This window comes from Janthinobacterium sp. 344 (assembly GCF_900112025.1).
GTDB lineage: Bacteria > Pseudomonadota > Gammaproteobacteria > Burkholderiales > Burkholderiaceae_D > Janthinobacterium.
The window spans coordinates 925,850-945,968 of record NZ_FOKL01000001.1; the positions used below are offsets into that span (position 1 = coordinate 925,850).

20 protein-coding genes are annotated in these 20,119 nt (G+C 67.0%); 17 read left to right on the forward strand and 3 right to left on the reverse strand.

Translation table 11 applies throughout. The annotated features are described in order from the left end of the window. The first annotated feature begins 61 nt into the window (after window positions 1-61). Genes BM193_RS04115 through BM193_RS04190 form a run of 16 tightly spaced genes read left to right on the forward strand, consistent with a single transcriptional unit; the run spans window position 62 to window position 14,850 of the window. Window positions 62-235 (forward strand): Flp family type IVb pilin, encoded by a 174-nt coding sequence (locus BM193_RS04115; RefSeq protein WP_092795587.1) that lies wholly within the window; start codon window positions 62-64, stop codon window positions 233-235. After that, on the forward strand, window positions 232-1,302 hold the full coding sequence (locus BM193_RS04120; RefSeq protein WP_092795589.1) for a phosphatase PAP2 family protein: 1,071 nt from the start codon (window positions 232-234) through the stop codon (window positions 1,300-1,302). The genes BM193_RS04115 and BM193_RS04120 overlap by 4 nt, the downstream gene beginning before the upstream one ends. Then, on the forward strand, window positions 1,299-1,886 hold the full coding sequence (locus BM193_RS04125) for an A24 family peptidase (RefSeq protein ID WP_217638406.1): 588 nt from the start codon (window positions 1,299-1,301) through the stop codon (window positions 1,884-1,886). The genes BM193_RS04120 and BM193_RS04125 overlap by 4 nt, the downstream gene beginning before the upstream one ends. Window positions 1,887-1,926: 40 nt before the next feature. After that, window positions 1,927-2,547 carry a methyltransferase family protein gene (locus tag BM193_RS04130; RefSeq protein WP_092795591.1) on the forward strand — a complete coding sequence of 207 codons (621 nt, stop codon included), beginning with the start codon at window positions 1,927-1,929 and terminating at the stop codon, window positions 2,545-2,547. Between the two features lie 35 nt (window positions 2,548-2,582). Further along, a complete protein-coding gene (locus tag BM193_RS04135) occupies window positions 2,583-3,929 on the forward strand; it encodes an ATP-binding protein (RefSeq protein ID WP_217638407.1) in 1,347 nt (448 codons plus the stop codon). Continuing rightward, window positions 3,926-4,774, forward strand: a complete 849-nt coding sequence (gene cpaB, locus BM193_RS04140) for a Flp pilus assembly protein CpaB (protein ID WP_092795593.1) — start codon at window positions 3,926-3,928, stop codon at window positions 4,772-4,774. Before BM193_RS04135 ends, cpaB begins: the two co-directional genes overlap by 4 nt. Before the next feature lie 22 nt (window positions 4,775-4,796). Then, window positions 4,797-6,380, forward strand: a complete 1,584-nt coding sequence (locus BM193_RS04145; RefSeq protein WP_092795595.1) for a type II and III secretion system protein family protein — start codon at window positions 4,797-4,799, stop codon at window positions 6,378-6,380. Between the two features lie 9 nt (window positions 6,381-6,389). After that, window positions 6,390-6,683, forward strand: a complete 294-nt coding sequence (locus BM193_RS04150) for a hypothetical protein (RefSeq protein WP_217638408.1) — start codon at window positions 6,390-6,392, stop codon at window positions 6,681-6,683. 45 nt (window positions 6,684-6,728) lie between these two features. Next, window positions 6,729-8,279 carry a pilus assembly protein TadG-related protein gene (locus tag BM193_RS04155; protein ID WP_092795596.1) on the forward strand — a complete coding sequence of 517 codons (1,551 nt, stop codon included), beginning with the start codon at window positions 6,729-6,731 and terminating at the stop codon, window positions 8,277-8,279. 7 nt (window positions 8,280-8,286) lie between these two features. Further along, on the forward strand, window positions 8,287-8,754 hold the full coding sequence (locus tag BM193_RS04160; RefSeq protein ID WP_092795598.1) for a TadE/TadG family type IV pilus assembly protein: 468 nt from the start codon (window positions 8,287-8,289) through the stop codon (window positions 8,752-8,754). A gap of 10 nt (window positions 8,755-8,764) precedes the next feature. Further along, window positions 8,765-9,283, forward strand: a complete 519-nt coding sequence (locus tag BM193_RS04165) for a TadE/TadG family type IV pilus assembly protein (RefSeq protein ID WP_092795599.1) — start codon at window positions 8,765-8,767, stop codon at window positions 9,281-9,283. Between the two features lie 22 nt (window positions 9,284-9,305). After that, the gene (locus BM193_RS04170) at window positions 9,306-10,457 is read left to right on the forward strand and encodes a CpaE/TadZ family protein (RefSeq protein WP_092795601.1); all 1,152 of its coding nucleotides are present in this window, start codon (window positions 9,306-9,308) and stop codon (window positions 10,455-10,457) included. A 52-nt stretch (window positions 10,458-10,509) separates the two neighbouring features. Beyond that, window positions 10,510-11,877 carry a TadA family conjugal transfer-associated ATPase gene (locus BM193_RS04175; RefSeq protein ID WP_092795603.1) on the forward strand — a complete coding sequence of 456 codons (1,368 nt, stop codon included), beginning with the start codon at window positions 10,510-10,512 and terminating at the stop codon, window positions 11,875-11,877. Window positions 11,878-11,887: 10 nt separating this feature from the next. Further along, window positions 11,888-12,862 carry a type II secretion system F family protein gene (locus BM193_RS04180; RefSeq protein ID WP_092795605.1) on the forward strand — a complete coding sequence of 325 codons (975 nt, stop codon included), beginning with the start codon at window positions 11,888-11,890 and terminating at the stop codon, window positions 12,860-12,862. Window positions 12,863-12,881: 19 nt separating this feature from the next. Beyond that, a complete protein-coding gene (locus BM193_RS04185; protein WP_092795607.1) occupies window positions 12,882-13,829 on the forward strand; it encodes a type II secretion system F family protein in 948 nt (315 codons plus the stop codon). Between the two features lie 13 nt (window positions 13,830-13,842). Next, window positions 13,843-14,850: a LytR C-terminal domain-containing protein gene (locus tag BM193_RS04190; RefSeq protein ID WP_092795609.1), complete on the forward strand. Its 1,008-nt coding sequence runs from the start codon at window positions 13,843-13,845 to the stop codon at window positions 14,848-14,850. Window positions 14,851-14,861: 11 nt separating this feature from the next. Here BM193_RS04190 and BM193_RS04195 read toward each other — a convergent pair whose 3' ends face one another. From BM193_RS04195 to edd, 3 genes are all read right to left on the reverse strand, one after another. Further along, the gene (locus BM193_RS04195; RefSeq protein WP_092795611.1) at window positions 14,862-15,383 is read right to left on the reverse strand and encodes a hypothetical protein; all 522 of its coding nucleotides are present in this window, start codon (window positions 15,381-15,383) and stop codon (window positions 14,862-14,864) included. 181 nt (window positions 15,384-15,564) lie between these two features. Further along, window positions 15,565-16,194: a bifunctional 4-hydroxy-2-oxoglutarate aldolase/2-dehydro-3-deoxy-phosphogluconate aldolase gene (gene eda, locus BM193_RS04200; protein ID WP_092795612.1), complete on the reverse strand. Its 630-nt coding sequence runs from the start codon at window positions 16,192-16,194 to the stop codon at window positions 15,565-15,567. A 3-nt stretch (window positions 16,195-16,197) separates the two neighbouring features. Continuing rightward, window positions 16,198-18,111, reverse strand: coding sequence for a phosphogluconate dehydratase (gene edd, locus BM193_RS04205; protein ID WP_092795614.1), 1,914 nt, complete (start codon window positions 18,109-18,111; stop codon window positions 16,198-16,200). Window positions 18,112-18,447: 336 nt separating this feature from the next. Between edd and pgi the strand changes: the two genes are divergently transcribed. Continuing rightward, entirely contained in the window at window positions 18,448-20,112 is a 1,665-nt protein-coding gene (pgi, locus tag BM193_RS04210; protein ID WP_092795616.1) for a glucose-6-phosphate isomerase, read from the forward strand. The last annotated feature ends 7 nt before the right edge of the window (window positions 20,113-20,119 follow it).

Consider the following 20,119-nt stretch of genomic DNA (forward strand, 5'->3'; position numbering starts at 1 on the left):
AGCGCCGGCCCGGACATGCCACGAACCTGTCCACCTTGACGAACGCATAGCGAGGCTTATCGTGAAATATCTCTTCAGCCGTCTATCCGACGAGTCGGCCGTCACGGCGATCGAATATGCGCTGCTGGCCAGCCTGATCGCCGCCGTGCTGGTGGTCACGATCACCTTGCTCGGCGACCAGGTCAAGCTGCTGTTTGTCTACGTCAAGGACCAGGTGGTCCTGGCCCTGTCATGAACACCCTGCGCGCCTCGCTGCGCAGCCACAGCGTGCTGCTGCTGATCGTGCTGCTGTATGCCGCCGCTGCCACCCTGCTGGCCGGCAGCCTGCCCAGCGCAGCGGACATCCTGAATGTGCTGGCCGGCTTCCTGCTCGCCATCCTCACGGGCCCCGTCTTCATCCTGTGCGGCTACACCATCCACGTCATGCTGATGCGCCGCCCGCACCGCCTGTGCCATTACCTGTACCACGATCTGCGCGGCTACCTGAGCAACGAGCGCCTGCTGCACGCGCTGCCGGCCATGCTGCTCATCCCCATCTTCGCTTCCAGCTTTACCGTGTTCAAGGCCGCCATCCCGCGCCTGCATGCGTACACCTGGGATGCCACCCTGTCCAGCTGGGACATGGCCCTGCATGGCGGCATGGCGCCGTGGGAACGGCTGCAGCCGCTGCTGGGCCACCCGCTGGTGACGGGCCTGCTCAACTTTGCCTACCATTTCTGGTTTTTCCTGTTTTACGCCGTCCTCTACTGGCTCATCCTCGATACCCGCCGTCCGCTGCTGCGCATGCAGTTCCTGCTCAGCTTTGCGCTGACCTGGATCGTGCTGGGCAGCCTCATGGCCGTGCTGTTCGCCTCCGTCGGTCCCTGCTACTACGGCCACCTGCACGCCAGCGATCCCTACGCGCCGCTGATGGCCTACCTGCATGAGGCCAACCAGCACGTCCCCATCTGGGCCCTGCAAGTGCAGGAGATGCTGTGGCAGGGCTACCAAAGCAAGGGCGCGAACGGCGAGCTGGGCATTTCCGCCATGCCCAGCATGCACGTCGCCACGGCCGTGCTGATGGCCATCATGGGCTGGCGCTTGAACCGCGCCGCCGGCCTGGCCCTGACCACCTTCGCCGTGCTGATCCTGCTCGCCTCCATCCACCTGGGCTGGCACTACGCCGTCGACGGCTATGCGGGCGCCGTCGGCGCGGCGCTGGTGTGGCACCTGGTCGGACGGGCGCTGGGCAGGCAGGCTGCGGCCCCCGCCATGCACCTGGCCACGGCGCCGTGCATGAACAAGGGAGGGTTGACGTCATGAACACGCCTCTGCCCATGCTGCTGTGCCTGGCCATGCTGGCCGCGCTGCTGGCGGCCGCGCTGTGGCACGACCTGCGCACGCGCCGCATTCCCAACCAGCTGGTGCTGTGGGGCACCCTGGCGGGACTGGCGCTGAACAGTTTCATGCCTTCCGGCAGCGGCCTGTTCGATCCCTCGTTCGGCGGCCTGGGCCTGCAGCAGGCGCTGGCCGGCGCCGCCGCCGGACTGGCGCTGCTGCTGCCCATGTATCTGCTGCGCGCCCTGGGCGCCGGCGACGTCAAGCTGATGGCCATGTGCGGCGCCTTCCTGGGGCCCGACGCGGTGCTCGAGGCGGCCCTGCTCACGTTCCTGTGCGGCGGCGTGCTGGCGCTGGCCGCCGCGCTGGCCGGCCAGCGCCTGCGCCAGGTGCTGAAAAACACCTACCACATGATGCTGGGCGCACTGCTGCACAGCCTGGCGGGCGGCGCCGCCACCATCGCCGAGCCGCCGCCCGCCACCGGCAAGCTGGCCTACGCCTTTGCCATTGCCAGCGGCACGCTGCTGCAGCTGTTCCTGCATTACACCCACCTGTGGAGCTTGCGCTGAGGCGCGCCACTCCCACCGCCACCCGCCACCGGATACGACCATGGATACCATCACCGCCCTTTTCAGCTCCCGCCGCGCCAGCCTGTTCACGGGCATTGCCATGGCCTGCCTGTGGGGCGTCTTCGCCAGCGCCCACGTACTGGCCTTCCTGCGCGGCGGCGACTGGAGCTACCTGCTGTTCTGCGCCGCCGAAACCCTGGCCGCCCTGTTTTTCATCGTACGCTCGGCGCCCGTCAGCGTCTCCACCGACGCGGGCGACTGGCTGCTGGCCATCGGCGCCACCTTCGCGCCATTCTTTTTCGCCCCCTCGGACCTGACCATCTGGCCCGGCGCGCGCTACCTGCTGGCCATCGGCAGCCTGCTGCAGATGGCCGGCCTGCTGTCGCTGAACCGCAGCTTCGGCCTGGTGGCCGCGCAGCGCGACATCAAGACGGGCGGCTTGTACCGCGTGGTGCGCCATCCCGTGTATGCCAGCTACCTGATCTCGTCGAGCGCCTACCTGCTGACCAATACCTCGCCCATGAACGGCGCCGTGTACGTCCTGGCCATGCTGATGCTGGTGGCGCGCCTGCTGCGCGAAGAGCGCTTCCTGGCCGCCGACGTGCGCTATCGCGTCTACATGCGCCAGGTGAAATACCGCCTGCTGCCTTTCATTTTCTGACATCCGGCCACCAATCAGAACGAGGAGTACCCATCATGCCTGACACCTATCCAGAACGCAGCGACGGCGGCGGCATCGCACCGGCGGCCAAACGCGCGCCGCGCACGGTCGAGGAAACGGGGCTGCCCTTCCTCTTCCTGGTCGAACTGCTGGTGAAGATCCTTTTCCTGCGCGGCCAGATCGGCCTGCCAGCGCTGTCGAGCCACGTGAAGCTGGGCGCCGGCGTGCTCGAACCGCTGCTCGCCTTCATGCGCGCCGAAAAGCTGTGCGAAGCGCGCCGCAATGGCATCAGCGGCACCGACGCCGACCTGCAGTACCAGCTGGGCGACCAGGGCCGCCTGCGCGCCGCCGAATACATGCGTCGCAACGCCTACAGCGGCCCCGCCCCCGTCACCCTGGCCGACTACAGCAACCAGGTGCTGGCGCAAAGCGTGGCGCACATGCATGTCACCCGCGACGACGTGCAGCGCGAATTCCGCGACGTGGTGGCCAGTTCGGCCGTGCTTGACCAGCTGGGCGCGGCCATGAACTCCGGCCGCCCGCTGTTCTTCCATGGCCCCGCCGGCAGCGGAAAAAGCTACCTGGCCGAACGCCTCAATGGCCTGCTCAGCGGCGCCATCATGCTGCCGCACGCGGTCATGGTCGACGGCGAAGTGCTGCCCTTCCTCGATCCCATGCTGCACACCCTGTCGGACAGCGGTGCCACGCCAGCCGATCCCCGCTGGGTGCGCACGCAGCGGCCCGCCGTGCTGACGGGCGGCGAGCTGACGCTCGACATGCTGGACCTGCAATTCGACCAGGGCACCCGCCTGTACCAGGCGCCGCCGCACCTGAAAGCCAACAACGGCATCTTCATCATCGACGACCTGGGCCGCCAGCGCTGCTCGCCGGTGGAACTGATGAACCGCTGGATCGTGCCGATGGCGCGCCACATCGACTACCTGTCGCTGCATACCGGCTACAAATTCCCCGTGCCCTTCGACGTCATCGTGGTGTTCTCGTCGAACCTGGCGCCGCGCCAGCTGGCCGATGACTCCTTCCTGCGCCGCATCGGCTACAAGATCCACGTGGGTCCCTTGCGCGCCTACCACTACCTGGCCGTGTTCCGCAGCACCTGCGCCCAGCTGGAGATCAATTTCGACGAGGCGTCGTACACCTACCTGCTGCACCTGCACAGCCAGTACCAGCGCCCTTTGCTGGCCTGCTATCCGCGCGACATCCTGGCGCAGATCCGCGACCGGGCGCGCTACGAGGATTGCCCGGCGCAGCTCTCTCCCGAAGTGCTGTTCTGGGCGTGGGAAAACTATTTCGGCAGCGATGACGACCTTGCAGGCACACACAACGGACCGGTGGCGGTCCAGCACAAAGGGGAAGCAAAATGAGAAACGCACGCGCTCTGACGATGATGGCCATCGCGGTCATCCTGGCGTTCGCCGCGGTCATCGTGGCCGCGCGCTGGATCAATGCCCAGGCCTCGGGCAACATCAACAAGGTGGCCGTGGCCCAGGTCGACATCAGCCTGGGCGCGCGCCTCACGCCCGACATGGTGCGCATGGTGGACTGGCCATCGAACGCGCTGCCGCCGGGCGCCATCAACGATCCGAAACTGCTGGAAACGCGCGTCACGCGCACCAGCATCCAGCACGGCGAACCGATCATGGAAGGCAAGCTGGCGCCGCCCGGCACCCAGGGCGGCCTGTCGGCCGTCGTCGCCGAAGGCAAGCGCGCCATGACCGTGCGCGTCAACGACGTGGTGGGCGTGGCCGGCTTTGCCCTGCCCGGCAACTTCGTCGACATCCTCGTCAACACCCAGGGCGAGGGGGCGCGCAAGACGCCGGACCGCGACCCGAACATTTCCAAGATCGTGCTCGAACGCATCCTCGTGCTGGCCATCGCCCAGGAATCGAACCGCGACGACACCAAGCCCAAGGTGGTCAACGCGGTGACACTGGAACTGACGCCGGAGCAGGCGGAAAAACTCGACCTGGCGCGCAGCGTGGGCACCCTGTCACTGGTGCTGCGCAACCAGATCGAAGACAAGCCCGTCAACACGGACGGCGCCACCAAGAGCAGCCTGCTCGATGAAAAGGTCGCCATGGCCGCGCCCGCCGCCATGGTGCAGGCCAAGCCTGCTCCGCGCCGCCGTCCTGCCGCCGCACCCGCAGCACAGGCGGGTCCGCGCGTCGATGTCATCAAGGGGCTGGAACGCAGCTCCCAACAATTCTAACCTGCACCAGAGGAGCCATGCCATGAGCACATTTTGCACAGCAAGCGGAAGCCGGGTACTCAGCCTGGCGCTTGCCCTCGCCATGATCGGCGCCCTGGCGCCCCAGGCCCGCGGCGAAGCCGTCGCCGCTGCCGCCACCGCCGCCGACACGGGCGCCAGCCGCGGCAGCCGCGCCGCCACCCGGCCCAAGGCCACGCCGCCGCAAAGCGAATCGCGCGCCGGGCGCACCGAGATGGCGCCGCAAATGAGCCTGGCCGAAGGCAAGTCGACCCTGATGCGCCTGCCGTTCGCCGCCAGCCGCATGTCCGTCGGCGATCCGCGCATCGCCGACGTCATCCTGCTCAATCCCAGCGAGGTGTACCTGCTGGGCCGCGCCGTCGGCACCACCAACCTGATCCTGTGGAACAAGAGCAATGACGCCACCATCATCGACCTGGCCGTCGGCATCGACAGCAGCAGCCTGCAGGCGCGCATCGCCGAGCTGCTGCCGAACGAAAAGAATATCCACGTCACCGTGGCCGGCGATACGCTGATCCTGTCGGGCATGGTCAGCGATGTCGTCAAGGCCGACCAGGCCCTCGCGCTGGCCAACGCCTACGTGCAGCGCGCCGGACGTGGCGGCGCCGCCACGCCCGGCGCGGCGCCTGCCGCCGGCGCGGCCGCCGCTCCCGCAGCCGCGCCCGATGCCGGCATGCCGCGCGTGATCAACCTGCTGTCGATCGCCGCGCCGCAGCAGGTGATGCTGGAAGTGAAGGTGGCGGAAGTGTCAAAAGTGCTGGTCGACCAGCTGGGCGCCAGCATCGGCCTGAACCGCAACATCGGCAGCTGGACCTATTCGCTGCTGTCCAACCTGCTGAGCAACAACCCCAGCGGCGTGGGCGGCTCGAACCAGCACAGCTTCTTCAATCTCGACGCGCAAAAGCGCGATGGCCTGATCAAGGTGCTGGCCGAGCCGACCATCATGGCCATCAGCGGCCAGGAAGCCAGTTTCCTGGCCGGCGGCAAGATCTTCATCCCCGTCAACCAGACCAACACGGGCGGCGTCTCCACCATCACCCTGGAAGAGAAGGAGTACGGCGTGGCCGTGAAGTTCACGCCCACCGTGCTCGATGGCGGGCGCATCAATCTGAAGGTGGCGCCGGAAGTGTCGGACCTGAACAAGGACGGCATCGGCATCACCGCCACCGGCATTTCGACGACGGCCATCCTGCCCTCGTTTACCACGCGGCGCGCCACCACCACGGTGCAGCTGTTCGACGGCCAGAGCTTCGCCATCGGCGGCCTGATCAAGAACAATGTGACCAGCAACATCAAGGCCGTGCCGGGCCTGGGCGAAGTGCCCGTGCTGGGCGCCCTGTTCCGCAGCACGGACTTCCAGACGGACCGCTCGGAACTGGTCTTCATCATCACGCCGCACCTGGTCAAGCCGCTGCCGGCCGACTACAAGCTGCCCACCGACCCGTATGTGCAGCCGACGCGCGGCGACATGTTCTTGCAAGGAAAAATGGAAGGCACGGCGCCAGCTCCACAGCCCGCGCCGGCCGCCCCCATGCAGCCGCAAGCGGCCGCGCCCCAGCCCGCCGCCAGCGGCTTCGACCTCAAATAGGAGCACACCATGAAAACCGCACATTGCCTGCCCGGCGCCGCCCTGCTGTCGCTGTCGCTGCTGTCGCTGCTGGGCGGCTGCGCCGCCACCACCACGCCCGTGCTCGATTCCCACTTCGGCGAATCGGTGGCCCTGCTGAAGGCGCAGCAGATCATGTATCCGGATGCCTACCGCAACATGGACCCCGTCAGCGGCATGGATGGCAAGGCCGGCGCCAGCGCCTACCAGCGCTACCAGAAATCGTTCGCCGCGCCGGAACCGCAGCCGAACGTCTTCACCATCGGCGTGGGAGGACGCCAGTAGGCGCCAGTCCCCGATGCACTTCCCCAGGCCACCAGGAGAATCGCCATGAAAACAGCATGCCGCAGGCACGACAAGCAGCAGGGCGCGATCGCCATCGTGCTGGGACTGACCCTGGTGATCCTGTTTGCCATGGGCGGCCTGGTGCTCGACCTGGGCCACCTGTACATTGCCAAGGCCGAGCTGCAGAACGGCGCCGACAGCGCCGCCCTGGCAGGCGCCGTGGAACTCAATCAAAGCGCCGCCGGCATCGACAACGCGCAAGCGAAAGCCATCGCCATCGCGCAAAAGAACCGCTATGACTTTTCCACCGCGCTGACCATCACGGCCGCCAACATCAGCTTCGGCCCCAGCCCGGACGGGCCATGGTCGTCGGGCGCCAGCGCCCGCACCAGCCCGCAGGGGATGACCTTCATCCAGGTCGACACGGGCAGCAAGACCTTCGCCACCTACCTGATGGGCATCGCCGGCATCGCCAGCACCAGCACCTCGGGCGTGGCCGTGGCGGGCCGCTTCGTCAACGACGTCACGCCCATCGGCGTGTGCGCCGTCGATCCTGCCAACAAGACGGCGCAATACACCTATCCGGCGGCGCCGGCCGGCACGGGCCTGAAGGAACTGGTCGAATTCGGCTTTCGCCGCGGCGTCACCTACAACCTGTTCGGCCTCAATCCGCTGGGCGGCCCGTCCGATCCCTACCTGATCAACCCCGTCGACGCCCCGCCCGGCAGCTGCAGCGCCTCGCATGCGAGCGCCGCCTCCACCGCGCCCTTCATGTGCACGGGCAGCAGCGCCGTCATCACCAGCGGCACGGGCCAGGTCTACACCAACACGGGGCTGACGGCTTCGCTGGCCGCCTCGCTCAATTCGCGTTTCGACGACTACGGCGGGCCATCCGTGTGCGACCCGGCGACGGCGCCGCCCGACACCAACATCAAGGAATATCCGTGCGCGGGCGCCGCCTCGCCCTGCGCCGCCAGTGCCGCCAACTCGCCGCCCACGGGCTGGATGCAGCCGGGCGCCAGCACCTTGCCCAGCCAGCAGTCGGTCAGCCTGAGCGGCAGCAAGCCGAATTACCAGCTGCCATCGGCCGGCACCGTCCCGGCGCCGTCGGCCACGTTCGCCCAGTTCGCCGGATACGGCGTGCTGTGGTCCTACGGCCCGGCCTACCAAAGCAACGGCGCCACGCCGGCCAAGGCCGGCACGGCGTTCAGCGTCGCCGACGCCAACGCCAATCCCATGTACAGCACGGCCAAGGCAAATTACTTCGACACGGCCAGCTACCCCGCCAGCGCCGGCGCCGGCTTCCCTGCGGGCACGCCGCCCTCGCCCTACAACCAGACCAGCGGCCCCACGTTCCAGGCGCCGTCGGTGGCCCATCCCGGCCAGCGCAACCGGCGCATCCTCAACGTGGTGCTGGTCGACTGCCGCACGGCGCCCGTGGGCCCGGCCTCGTGCGGCACCATGAACGCGGTCGGCATCGGCAAGTTCTTCATGACGATGAAAGCCGATTTCAGCGGCGGCACCAAGCGCCTCGACGTCGAGTTCGCGGGCCTGATCGAGCCCGTGCCGAATTCCGAAATCAAGCTCTACAAGTGAGGCCGCCATGCGCACCCACCTTTCCCCATCCAGGCAGCGCGGCGCTGCCGCCGTCGAGTTCGGCATCGTGCTGGCCCTGCTGGTCACGCTGCTGGCCGGCATCTTTGGCTTCGGCCGCGCGTTCTGGTACTACGATGCGCTGACCAAGGCCACGCGCGACGCGGCGCGCAACATGTCCGTCAAGGCCAAGGCCAGCATCGCCTCGCAAGGCGTGGCGGCGGCCAAGCAGACGGTGGCCGACGCCGCCGCCAGCGCCGGCATCAGCGATTTCACCACGGCCAACGTGACGGTGACCTGCCTCGATGCGAGCTTCAACGACAGCAGCTGCAGCGATGGCACGGCGCCCGGCGGCATCCGCGTCGAAGTCGTCAACTACACGCTGTCGGTGGGCCAGTATCTGCCGTTCGTGATCGGCGCGGCCAGCACCTATGCCACGCCGCTGGCGCCGCGCACCACCATGCGCTACATGCTGTAAGGAGAACGCCATGCGCCCATCCCGCCCATCGCCAGTTGCCGTCCGCGGCCAGGGCGGCGCCGCCGCCGTCGAATTCGCCCTGGTGTCGCTGCTGTTTTTCACCCTGCTGTTCGGCATCCTGGAATTCGGCCGCCTGCTGTACCTGTACAACACGGTGCAGGAAGTGAGCCGCCGCGCCGCGCGTGAAGCCGTGGTGCGCTGGATCGACCAGACCGACGCCGTCAAGACGCTGGCCCTGTTCGGCGGCACGGCCCTGCCGGCCGCGCCCGAAGTGACGGCCGCCAACATCACCATCCGCTACCTGAACAAGAGCGGCGCCGAAGTGACCCTGCCGCCGCTCGACCCGGGCGACAACCTGTCGGCCTGCGGCGACATCACGCGCACGGCCAGCTGCATCGACAGCGTGCGCGTATCGATCGACAACGTCAGCTATACGCCGATGGTCAGCCTGTTCGGCTTTTTGAATATCGCCCTGCCCGCATCGGTGGTGGTCATGCACGCCGAAAGCCTGGGCTTCCAGATCAACTGAACGCCTTTACCGGGAGTACCAAGTGAATATCGTCATCGTCTCGAAGAATGAAATCCAGCTCAAGCGGCTGACCCGTTTGCTGCGCGAACGCAGCAGCGCCGACCGCATCTCGCTGCTGGCCAGCACGCCCGAGGCCTTCGACAGCGGCGTCACGCCGGACCTGCTGTTGCTGGAACAGGAGCATATGGGCGAGCAGGAGCTGGAAGGCGTCGAAGCGCTCGGCGGCCGCCACCCGAGCCTGGCCATCATCGTGCAAAGTGCGCAGCAAAGCCCGCAATTCCTGCTGCGTGCGATGCGCGCCGGCGTGCGCGAAGTGCTCTTGCCCGACGACGACGCGGGCCTGTGCGCCGCCTTGCGCCGCATCGAGGACAAACTGCAAAAACAGGTCACGCGCAAGGGCCAGGTGCTGGCCTTCGTCTCGTGCAAGGGCGGCAGCGGCGCCACCTTCATCGCCGCCAACCTGGGCTATGCGCTGGCCGCCGGCGAACAGCGCAAGGTGGCCCTGTTCGACCTGAACCTGCAATTCGGCGACGCCGCCCTGTTCGTCTCGGACCACAAGCCGGCCACCACCCTGTCGCAGCTGTCGCAGCAGATCGCGCGGCTCGACGCCTCGCTGCTGACGGCCAGCATGATCCAGATTACGCCCGCCTACAGCGTGCTGGCCGCCGCCGACGATCCGGCCCACGCGGCCGACGTGGAAGCGGAGCATATCGACCGCCTGCTGACCCTGGCGCGCAGCCAGTACGACTACATCCTGCTCGACGTGGGACGGGGACTCGATGCCGTCAGCGTGCGCGCGCTGGACCGGGCCGACCTGATCTTCCCCGTGCTGCAGGCCACCTTGCCGTACGTGCGCGACGGCAAGCGCCTGCTCGACGTGTTCCGCGGCCTGGGCTACCGCGAAGACAAGATCCGCCTGATCCTGAACCGCTATGCCAGCAGCGACAACATCCGCGTGGCCGACCTGGAGGCGGCATATGGCAAGCACGTCTACAAGTCCATCCCCAACCACTACGAGGCGGTGGCGGCCTCGGTCAGCCAGGGCGTGCCCATCCTCAAGCTGACGCCGCACAATCCCGTCACGCGCGCCCTGCAGGAACTGGCCGCCAGCCTGGCCGGCGAAACCCCGCCCGCCGCGCAAGGCTGGGTGGCGCGGCTGCTGGCGCGCGCCTGACACCTCAGCCCGATACGCAAGCCGACTACGCCCCATTCACCGGAGACCGACCATGACTGCCGAAAAACTCACCCTGCGGGACCGCCTGGGCTACGCCCAGGACGACGCCAGCCTGAATGACGCCGCGGCGCACCAGGGCGCAGCCAGCCACAGCTACCAGCAGCTCAAGCACCGCACGCACCAGGCGCTGCTCGACAGAGTCGACCTGGAGGGCATGCAGCGCCTGTCGCGCGAGCAGATCCGCGAAGAATTGAAGATCCTCGTCAGCGACGTGCTGAGCGAAGACAATGTGGTGATCAACGAACTGGAACGCCGCTCGCTGATCCGCGACATCCAGGACGAGGTGCTCGGTTTCGGCCCGCTCGAACCGCTGCTGGCCGACCCCGGCGTGTCCGACATTCTCGTCAATAACTGCCGCCAGGTGTATGTCGAGCGCCATGGCCGGCTGGAGCTGAGCGACATCTGTTTCACCGATGACGCGCACCTGATGAAGATCATCGACAAGATCGTCTCGCGCGTGGGCCGGCGCATCGATGAATCGAGCCCGATGGTCGATGCGCGCCTGCCCGACGGTTCGCGCGTCAACGCCATCATCCCGCCGCTGGCCATCGACGGCCCCGTGATGTCGATCCGGCGCTTCTCCGCGCAACCGCTGCGCCTGGCCGACCTGATGCTCAAGCACAGCCTGACCGAGGAAATGAGCACCATCCTGCAAGCCCTGGGCAAGGCCAAGATGAACATCCTCATCTCGGGCGGCACGGGCAGCGGCAAGACCACCATGCTCAATGCGATTTCCGGCTTCATCAGCACGGCCGAGCGCATCGTCACCATCGAGGACGCGGCCGAACTGCAGATGCAGCAGCCGCACGTGGTGCGCCTGGAAACGCGCCCCGCCAATATCGAAGGCAAGGGCGAAGTCACGCAGCGGGCTTTGGTGCGCAACGCGCTGCGCATGCGTCCCGACCGCATCATCCTGGGCGAGGTGCGCGGCGCCGAGGCGCTCGACATGCTGGGCGCCATGAACACGGGCCACGAAGGCTCGATGGCCACCATCCACGCGAATACCCCGCGCGACGCCCTGACGCGACTGGAAAACATGATCAGCATGGCCTCGGCCGCCCTGCCCGTGAAAGCCATGCGCCAGCAAATCAGTTCGGCCATCAGCGTGGTGGTGCAGGTGTCGCGCCTGACGGATGGCAAGCGCAAGGTCACCTCGATCCAGGAAATCACGGGCATGGAAGGCGAGATGATCACCATGCAGGAGATCTTTACCTTCCGCCAGACGGGCATCGGCGAGGATGGCACGGTGCAGGGGCATTTCCATGCCAGCGGCGTGCGGCCGCGTTTCCTGGAGCGCCTGCGCGCCTTCGGCATCAGCCTGCCGGAAACCCTGTTCGATCCCACCCGCCAGTATCACTAAGGGGAGCATCATGGACTATCTATACTACGTGTTCGCCATCTTCACCTTCATCGCCGTGGTGCTGCTGATCGAGGGCCTGTACCTGGCATGGAACAGCGCGCGCGGTCCCGAAGCGGAGCGGGTGGCGCGCCGCCTGCGCATCATGTCGGCCGGCGCGCATGGCGAGACGGGCAGCTCGATGATCAAGAAGCGCCTGCTGAGCGATACGCCGGCGCTGCAGCGCCTGCTGCTGAGCGTGCCGCGCGTGCATGCGCTCGACCGCTTGCTGGAACAGTCGGGGCTGAGCTGGAGCGTGGCCAGCTTTACCGGCCTCATGCTGGCCGCCGCCGGCACCGCGCTGCTGCTGTTCAGCTATTTCAGCGTGCCCTGGGCCTTGCGCCTGCCGCTGGTGGCCGGCGCGGCCGTGCTGCCGCTGCTGCTGGTGTTGCGCGCCAAGGCCAGGCGCCTGCGGCGCATCGAGCAGCAGTTGCCCGATGCGCTGGACCTGATGGGGCGCGCGCTGCGCGCCGGCCACGCCTTTCCCACCGCCCTGAAAATGGTCGGCGATGAAATGAACGCGCCGCTGGCCGTGGAATTTCGCGCCACCTTCGACGAAGTCAATTTCGGTATCGCCATGCCCGATGCGCTGATGAACCTGGCCACGCGCGTGCCCAGCACCGACTTGCGCTATTTCGTCATCGCCGTGCTGATCCAGCGCGAAACGGGCGGCAACCTGGCGGAATTGCTCGACAGCATCAGCCGCATCATCCGCGAACGCATCAAGCTGCTGGGACAGGTGCGCGTGCTGTCGGCCGAAGGCCGGCTGTCGGCCTGGATCCTGTCGCTGCTGCCGTTCGGCGCGGCCGCCATGATCCACCTGACCAATCCGCAATTCCTGGAAATGCTGTTCGTCGATCCGGGCGGACGCAAGATGCTGGCTGGCGCCCTGCTGCTGATGGTCTGCGGCGTCTTCGTCATGCGCAACATCATCCGCATCCGCGTCTGAGCCCGCAAGGAGAATCCCCATGAATCCCGTGCATATCGCCTTTCTCGCCCTGCTCTTCATCGCCGTCTTCGGCACGGCGCTGCTCGCCCTGCGCAGCTTTGCGCCGGACCCGCTGCGCCAGCGCTTCGACACGGCCGCCGGCAAGGCCGCGCCGCCGCCCGGCGCAGCGCCGCCCAGCGCCTGGCTGGCGCGCATCGTGCGCCTGACGGGTCCGCTGGCAAAGCTCTCGCTGCCCGACCAGGGCTGGGAAAATTCGGCGATGCGCCGGCGCTTCATGAATGCCGGCCTGCGCCAGCCGTCCACGCCGATCCTGTTCTTTTCCGCCAAGACCATGCTGGCCATCGGCTTGCCGCTGCTGCTGTTCCTGGGATTGAGCGCGTCGGGCAGCCAGATGGCCGGCAAGGCGCTCCTGTTCTGGCTGCTGATCGTGGCCGCCGTCGGCTACTACCTGCCCAACATCGTGCTGGCGCAGATGATCAAGCGGCGCCAGCGCGATATCTTTGAAAGCTTTCCCGACGCGCTGGACCTGATGACGGTCTGCGTGGAAGCGGGCCTGGCCATGGATGCGGCGCTGGCCAGGGTGGCCGCCGAGATCGCCCTGAAAAGCCGCGTGCTGGCCGAGGAACTGCATCTGGTGATGCTGGAACTGCGCGCCGGCAATACCAAGGAGCGGGCCCTGCGCAATCTGGCGCTGCGCACGGGCGTCGACGATGTCGACGCGCTGGTGGCCATGCTGATCCAGGCCGAGCGCTTCGGCACCAGCATCGCCGCCTCGCTGCGCGTGCAGTCGGACCAGCTGCGCACCAAGCGGCGCCAGCGCGCCGAGGAAGAGGCGGCGAAGATCGCCCTCAAGCTGCTGTTCCCGCTGATCTTCTTCATCTTTCCTTCGCTGCTGGTCGTCCTGATGGGACCAGCCTTCCTGCAAATTTACCGCGTGCTCCTGCCCAGCATGGGCGGCGGCAGCTGATGGGAGAAGCGCCATGTCACAGCACTCCACACTGATGTTCATGCTGGCCTGCGCCGGCCTGCTGCCCGCCTGCGGCAGCCTGCCCGGCGTCGCCAGCCACCCCGCGCCGGCTCCGGTGCAGAGCGACGACAGCGACGCCACGCGCGCCGCCGCGTACTGCAAGCTGGGCAAGCGCATGCAGGAACTGGGCGACCCGCGCGCGGCGCTGGCGGCCTACCGCGAAGCCTTGCTCCTGCTGCCCGCCTTGCCCGATGCGCGCAATGGCGCCGCCGTGCTGCACGCCCAATTGGGCCAGCTGGAGACGGCGCGCGCCATGCTGCAGGCGCTGAGCAGCGAAGCGCCGAGCGCCAGGACCTACAACAACCTCGGCTACGTGCTGTTCCTGCAGGGCGACTACGCGCAGGCGGCGGCCGTGCTGCGCCAGTCGCTGCAGCTCGACAACGGCCAGCAGCCGGCGCGCGCCAACCTGGACCTGGCCATCGCCGCGCTGGCGCGCCAGGTCGGCACGGTCGATGCCGGCACGGACGCCATCGCAGCCGACCTGGCGCCCGCGCCCCTGCCGGCGGCGCCTGCCAGCCGCCTGCAGCTGACGCAGTTGCAGCCGAATATCTTTGCGCTGAGCTGGCGCGATGCTGCCGTGGCGGCGCACACGGCCGCGCCGCTCCCGGCAAGACCGGTGGCGCCGGCGGCGCCGCTGCCACGGCTGGAAGTCATCAACGGCAATGGCGAAACGGGGATGGCGGCGCGCATGCGCGGCATGCTGGGCGGCATGGGCATCAGCGTGCTTCGCCTGGGCAACCAGCGGCCATATGGACGCCAGGCCAGCAGCATCGTCTACCGCCCCGGCCATGCCGGCGCGGCGGCCACCTTGGCCAAGGCCCTGGGCGGCATGCCGCAGTTGCAGGCGTCGAGCGAAGACGGCATCGGCGCCGGCGCCGACCTGCGCCTAGTGCTGGGCAAGGATGCGGCGGCCAGCCTGCGCGCGCCCGATGCCCTGCTGGCGGCGAACACGGCGCCGTAGCGAGGGCGCCGTCAGCGGGGCAGCAACTTGCGGTCGGCGGGGTCGAGCAGGAAGCCTTGCAGGATGTCCTGCAGCTGCGGCAGCTTCGCCACATAGGCGGGAATGCCCAGCTGGCGCGCGCCGAAGTAGTGAGCGATGATGTCGCCCTGCTGTTCCATGTTGAAGTCGGACAAGACGCCACCGGCCTGCGCCTCGTAGCGGTAGGCGCGCTGTTTGATGTAGCCGCCGCGCAAGGCCAGCAGCACCCCATGCAGCAGCACGCTGTAGCCGAGCTGGTACTGCCACACATGCACCATCTCATGGATGAAGAACAGCTTGCCGCCATTGCCTTCGCGCGAGAAGTCGTCGCGGTATTGGGCCGGCATGAAGTGCAGGTTGCCGCGCGGCGTCATCGCCGTGTTCTGGTCCTGCAAGCCGAACGGCAAAAAGGAGCCGCGCACCACGCGCACGCGCGCGTAGTCGATGGCGTCGCGGAAGACGCCGCGGGCCATGGCGGTTTCGCCGATGGTCAGGGGGCGGCGCAAGACGCGCATGGCACTCCGATACAAAAGAAGCGCGGCAAGCATGCAAGCTTGCCGCATATTACAACTGCGAGTATCCGACAGAAGCGTCGCGAGCGGCGGTGATTTGCGGCCGGGAAGCGCAACCGTACTGGCGTACGGTGAGCATCGCAGGCCGCAAAGCGCGACGCGCAGTCGCTGATGTCCGGTACGGCTAAGCGGAGCGCAGGCCGCTGGCCGCCTTGGCGATTTCCGTGATGCGGTCCCAGTTGCCGGCCGCGATCGCGTCTTTCGGCGTCAGCCACGAGCCGCCCACGCAGGCGACGTTCTTCAGCGCCAGGAACTGCGACGCCGTCTCTTGCGAGATGCCGCCTGTCGGGCAGAACGTCACGTCCGGCAGCGGGCCGTAGAGCGCGTTGAGCATGCCGATGCCGCCCGCCGGCACGGCGGGGAACAGCTTCAGCTGCTGGAAGCCGTTTTCGCGCGCCGCCATCACTTCGCCTGGCGTCATCACGCCCGGCAGCAGGGGCAGGCCGCTGCTTTTCGCCGCCGCCACCAGGGCGGAAGTCAAGCCTGGCGAGACGCCGAACACGGCGCCCGCATCGCGTGCCTGGGCAAATTCCTCGGGACGCGTCAGGGTGCCCACGCCCACGATGGCGCCCGGCACCGCTGACATGGCGCGGATCGCCTCGAGGCCGTGTTTCGTGCGCAGGGTGACTTCCAGCACGCGGATGCCGCCCGCCACCAGCGCGCGTGCCAGCGGTACGGCGTGGTCAGGGTCGTCGATCGCGATCACGGGGATCACGCTCGAGGTGCGCATAATTTCCAGTAGTGTCATGGTCATTTCTTATTTCCTAGCCAAAAAGTCTTCGTCGGAACCGGGCACAGTATCGCCGACATTGTCGGCATCGTGCAAGGCAACGGTGGTGGGAATCGGCGACGGCAGGCCGAAGGTGGTGGCCCCCTCCTCCGCCGCGCTGACGGTGGAACGGAACATGGAAAACAGCTCGCGGCCCATGCCGATGTGGTTCGGCGACAGGTCGGCCTGCACCAGCGAGCGGGCGTGCCAGACGTCGGCCGGCACCAGCGCTTCCAGTACGCCGGTAAACGCGTCGAGGCGGATGATGTCGCCGTCGCGCACCAGGCCCAGCGGGCCGCCGGCGAGAATCTCCGGCGACACGTGGATGGCCGCCGGCACCTTGCCCGACGCGCCCGACATGCGGCCGTCCGTCACCAGCGCCACATGGCGGCCCGCATCCTGCAGGTTGGCCAGCGCCGGGGTCAGCGCATGCAGTTCCGGCATGCCGTTGGCGCGCGGGCCCTGGAAGCGCAGCACGGCGACGAAATCGCGGTCCAGCGTGCCCGCCTTGTAGGCGGCCATGAAATCTTCCTGCGAGTTGAACACCAGCGCCGGCGCTTCCACCGTGCGGTGCTGCGGCTTGACGGCCGAGACCTTCATCACGGCGCGGCCCAGGTTGCCCGCCACCAGCACCATGCCGCCGTCCGGCGCGAACGGGTTCGATGCCGGACGCAAGACGTTTTCATCGGCGCTGGCGAGTGGCGCCTCTTTCCAGAAGACCTTGCCGTCTTCGCCCAGGAACGGTTCCTGGCAGTGCGCGCGCAGGCCGTGGCCCAGGATGGTGTTGACGTCCTCGTGCAGCAGGCCCGCGTCCAGCAGTTCGCGGATCAGATAGCCCGTGCCGCCGGCCGCGTGGAAATGGTTCACGTCGGCGTCGCCGTTCGGGTAGATGCGCGTGAGCATCGGCACGATGGCCGACAGCTCGTTGAAATCGTTCCAGTCGATGACGATGCCGGCCGCCTTGGCGATCGCCACCAGGTGCAGCGTATGGTTGGTCGAACCGCCCGTGGCCAGCAAGCCGACGACGGCGTTGACGATACATTTCTCGTCAACGATGTGGCCGACCGGCAGGTAGCTGGCGCTTTGCGCCGTGATGGCGGCCGCGCGCTGGGCGGCGGCTCTTGTGAGCGCATCGCGCAGCGGCGTATTCGGCGTGATGAAGGCGGCGCCCGGCATGTGCAGGCCCATCACTTCCATCAGCATCTGGTTGCTGTTGGCGGTGCCGTAGAAGGTACAGGTGCCGGCGCCATGGTAGGCCTTCGACTCGCCTTCGAGCAAATCTTCGCGCGTCGCCTTGCCTTGCGCATACAGCTGGCGCACCTGGGCTTTTTCCTTGTTCGACAGGCCCGACGTCATCGGACCGGCCGGCACGAAGACAGCCGGCAAATGGCCGAAGTGCAGCGCGCCGATCAAGAGGCCCGGCACGATCTTGTCGCACACGCCCAGGTACAGGGCGGCATCGAACATATTGTGCGACAGCGCCACGGCCGTCGACATGGCGATGGTGTCGCGCGAGAACAGCGACAGCTCCATGCCCGGCTGGCCTTGCGTCACGCCATCGCACATGGCCGGCACGCCGCCGGCGAACTGGGCCACGGCGCCCACTTCGCGCACGGCTTGCTTGATAATCTGCGGGAAGCCTTCGAATGGCTGGTGCGCCGACAGCATGTCGTTGTACGACGAGACGATGGCGACGGACGGTTTTTTGTATTCTTTCAGCGACAGCTTGTCGTTGGCGGGAAAGGCGGCAAAGCCGTGCGCCAGGTTGGTACACGACAGGGCGCCGCGCTGCACGCCCTGGATGCGGGCCGCATCCAGGTGCGCCAGGTAGGCGCCGCGCGATGGCCGGCTGCGCGCGATGATGCGCGCTGTTACGGATTCGACTACTGGATGCAGCGCCATATGGATTTCCTTAAAAATGAGTATTTCGTGAAATTTTACTACAAAATGGTGAAGAAGAAGCACTCTTGCATGGGCCAACAACACAAATAAGCCACGGCTTGAGGCTTATCGAGGCAAACTCGGGCAATATCGCGTCGCCGCACCCGCCAACCCACTTCCTATATGCCACTGGCACAATCGCTAAAAAAAGCACGACAAAAGCGGCTTCACGTCACAAACTGTAGTGAAATTACGTTTTTCTGATGTATTATTCTCATACCAACGCCGGATCCACTGTTCGCCACACCGAACGCGCCGCGCTCCTTTCAACCGAGACAAGCACCCAAGCCGACCGCCATGCGCCAGCCAGTACCTACTCCCGCCATCACCGCCACCGCCAGTTTCCAGTCGCTGCAAGCGCATAGCGCCAGCCTGCGCGAAGTCCACCTGCGCCACCTGTTCGCCGCCGACCCGGCCCGCTTTGCCAGCATGACGGTCGATGCGGCCGGCCTGCTGCTCGACTACTCGAAGAACCGGGTCGACGCCACCGCCATGGCGCTGCTGATGGACCTGGCCCGCGAACGCGGCGTGGAAGCGCAGCGCGAAGCCATGTTCACCGGCGAGAAAATCAATCTTACCGAACATCGGGCCGTTCTGCATACTGCCTTGCGCGCGCCGCGCGGCACCAGGCTGGTGGTCGATGGCCAGGATATCGATGCTGACGTGCAAGATGTGTTGCAGCGCGTGAAAGCCTTCACGGACAAGGTGCGCAATGGCAGCTGGCTCGGCTACACGGGCAAGCCCATCTGCGACATCGTCAATATCGGCATCGGCGGCTCGGACCTGGGGCCGAAGATGGCGTGCCTGGCCCTGCGCTCCTACGCCAACCCGGGCCTGGAAATGCACTTCGTGTCCAATGTCGACGGTCACGACATGGAAGCGACGCTGTCGAAAGTCGATCCGGAAACGACCCTGTTCATCGTGGCGTCGAAAACCTTCGTCACGGCGGAAACCATGCTCAACGCCAACACGGCGCGCGCCTGGTTCCTGCTCGAAGGCGAAGAAAAGGATTTGGCCAAGCACTTCGTCGCCGTCTCGACGAACACGCAAGCGATCGTCGACTTCGGCATTTCGCCGGACAATATGTTCCCGTTCTGGGACTGGGTCGGCGGCCGCTACTCCGTCTGGTCGTCGATCGGCCTGGCCGTGGCCCTGTCCGTGGGCTTTGAATACTTCAGCGACTTCCTCGCCGGCGCGCATGCGATGGATCAACACTTCCGCCAGGCGCCACTGGAACAGAACATGCCCGTGGTGCTGGCCATGGTGGGCTTCTGGAACCGCCAGTTCCTCGACTGCGGCTCCGTTTCCATCGCGCCCTACCACCAGGACCTGAGCCGCTTTGCCGCCTACCTGCAACAGCTGGACATGGAAAGCAACGGCAAGCGCGTCACCAAGGATGGCGCGCCCGTCGACGTGCCGACCGGCCCCGTCATCTGGGGCGACTGCGGCACGAATGCCCAGCACGCGTATTTCCAGCTGCTGCACCAGGGCACCGACATCACGCCCATCGACTTCATCGCCGCCCTGCGCGCCACGCACGACTTGCCGGGCCACCACGACGCCCTGCTGGCCAACTGCTTTGCCCAGTCGGAAGCGTTCATGACGGGCAAGACAGGCGAGGAAGTGCGCCTGGATTTGCAGGCGCAAGGCTTGCCGGAAAACGAGATCGAGGCCCTGGTGCCGCACAAGACCTTCCCCGGCAACCGTCCCAGCAACACCATCCTGATGGACCAGCTGACCCCGACCACCCTGGGCGCCCTGATCGCGCTGTACGAACACAAGACCTTCGTGCAGGGCGTGTTGTGGAACGTCAACAGTTTCGACCAGTGGGGCGTGGAGCTGGGCAAGGTGCTGGCGAAGAAAATCCAGGCCGAACTGACGGGCGAGGCCCGTCCCGACCACCACGACAGCTCGACCAATGGCTTGATCGCGCTGGCGAAAGCCGCCAAGGCGGCGTATTAACTTAATT

Coding starts and splice junctions, on each gene's coding strand:
- BM193_RS04120 (WP_092795589.1), top strand. CDS start 232: ATGAACACCCTGCGCGCCTCGCTGCGCAGCCACAGCGTGCTGCTGCTG.
- BM193_RS04125 (WP_217638406.1), top strand. CDS start 1,299: ATGAACACGCCTCTGCCCATGCTGCTGTGCCTGGCCATGCTGGCCGCG.
- BM193_RS04130 (WP_092795591.1), top strand. CDS start 1,927: ATGGATACCATCACCGCCCTTTTCAGCTCCCGCCGCGCCAGCCTGTTC.
- BM193_RS04135 (WP_217638407.1), top strand. CDS start 2,583: ATGCCTGACACCTATCCAGAACGCAGCGACGGCGGCGGCATCGCACCG.
- cpaB (WP_092795593.1), top strand. CDS start 3,926: ATGAGAAACGCACGCGCTCTGACGATGATGGCCATCGCGGTCATCCTG.
- BM193_RS04145 (WP_092795595.1), top strand. CDS start 4,797: ATGAGCACATTTTGCACAGCAAGCGGAAGCCGGGTACTCAGCCTGGCG.
- BM193_RS04150 (WP_217638408.1), top strand. CDS start 6,390: ATGAAAACCGCACATTGCCTGCCCGGCGCCGCCCTGCTGTCGCTGTCG.
- BM193_RS04155 (WP_092795596.1), top strand. CDS start 6,729: ATGAAAACAGCATGCCGCAGGCACGACAAGCAGCAGGGCGCGATCGCC.
- BM193_RS04160 (WP_092795598.1), top strand. CDS start 8,287: ATGCGCACCCACCTTTCCCCATCCAGGCAGCGCGGCGCTGCCGCCGTC.
- BM193_RS04165 (WP_092795599.1), top strand. CDS start 8,765: ATGCGCCCATCCCGCCCATCGCCAGTTGCCGTCCGCGGCCAGGGCGGC.
- BM193_RS04175 (WP_092795603.1), top strand. CDS start 10,510: ATGACTGCCGAAAAACTCACCCTGCGGGACCGCCTGGGCTACGCCCAG.
- BM193_RS04180 (WP_092795605.1), top strand. CDS start 11,888: ATGGACTATCTATACTACGTGTTCGCCATCTTCACCTTCATCGCCGTG.
- BM193_RS04185 (WP_092795607.1), top strand. CDS start 12,882: ATGAATCCCGTGCATATCGCCTTTCTCGCCCTGCTCTTCATCGCCGTC.
- BM193_RS04190 (WP_092795609.1), top strand. CDS start 13,843: ATGTCACAGCACTCCACACTGATGTTCATGCTGGCCTGCGCCGGCCTG.
- BM193_RS04195 (WP_092795611.1), bottom strand. CDS start 15,383: ATGCGCGTCTTGCGCCGCCCCCTGACCATCGGCGAAACCGCCATGGCC.
- eda (WP_092795612.1), bottom strand. CDS start 16,194: ATGACCATGACACTACTGGAAATTATGCGCACCTCGAGCGTGATCCCC.
- edd (WP_092795614.1), bottom strand. CDS start 18,111: ATGGCGCTGCATCCAGTAGTCGAATCCGTAACAGCGCGCATCATCGCG.
- pgi (WP_092795616.1), top strand. CDS start 18,448: ATGCGCCAGCCAGTACCTACTCCCGCCATCACCGCCACCGCCAGTTTC.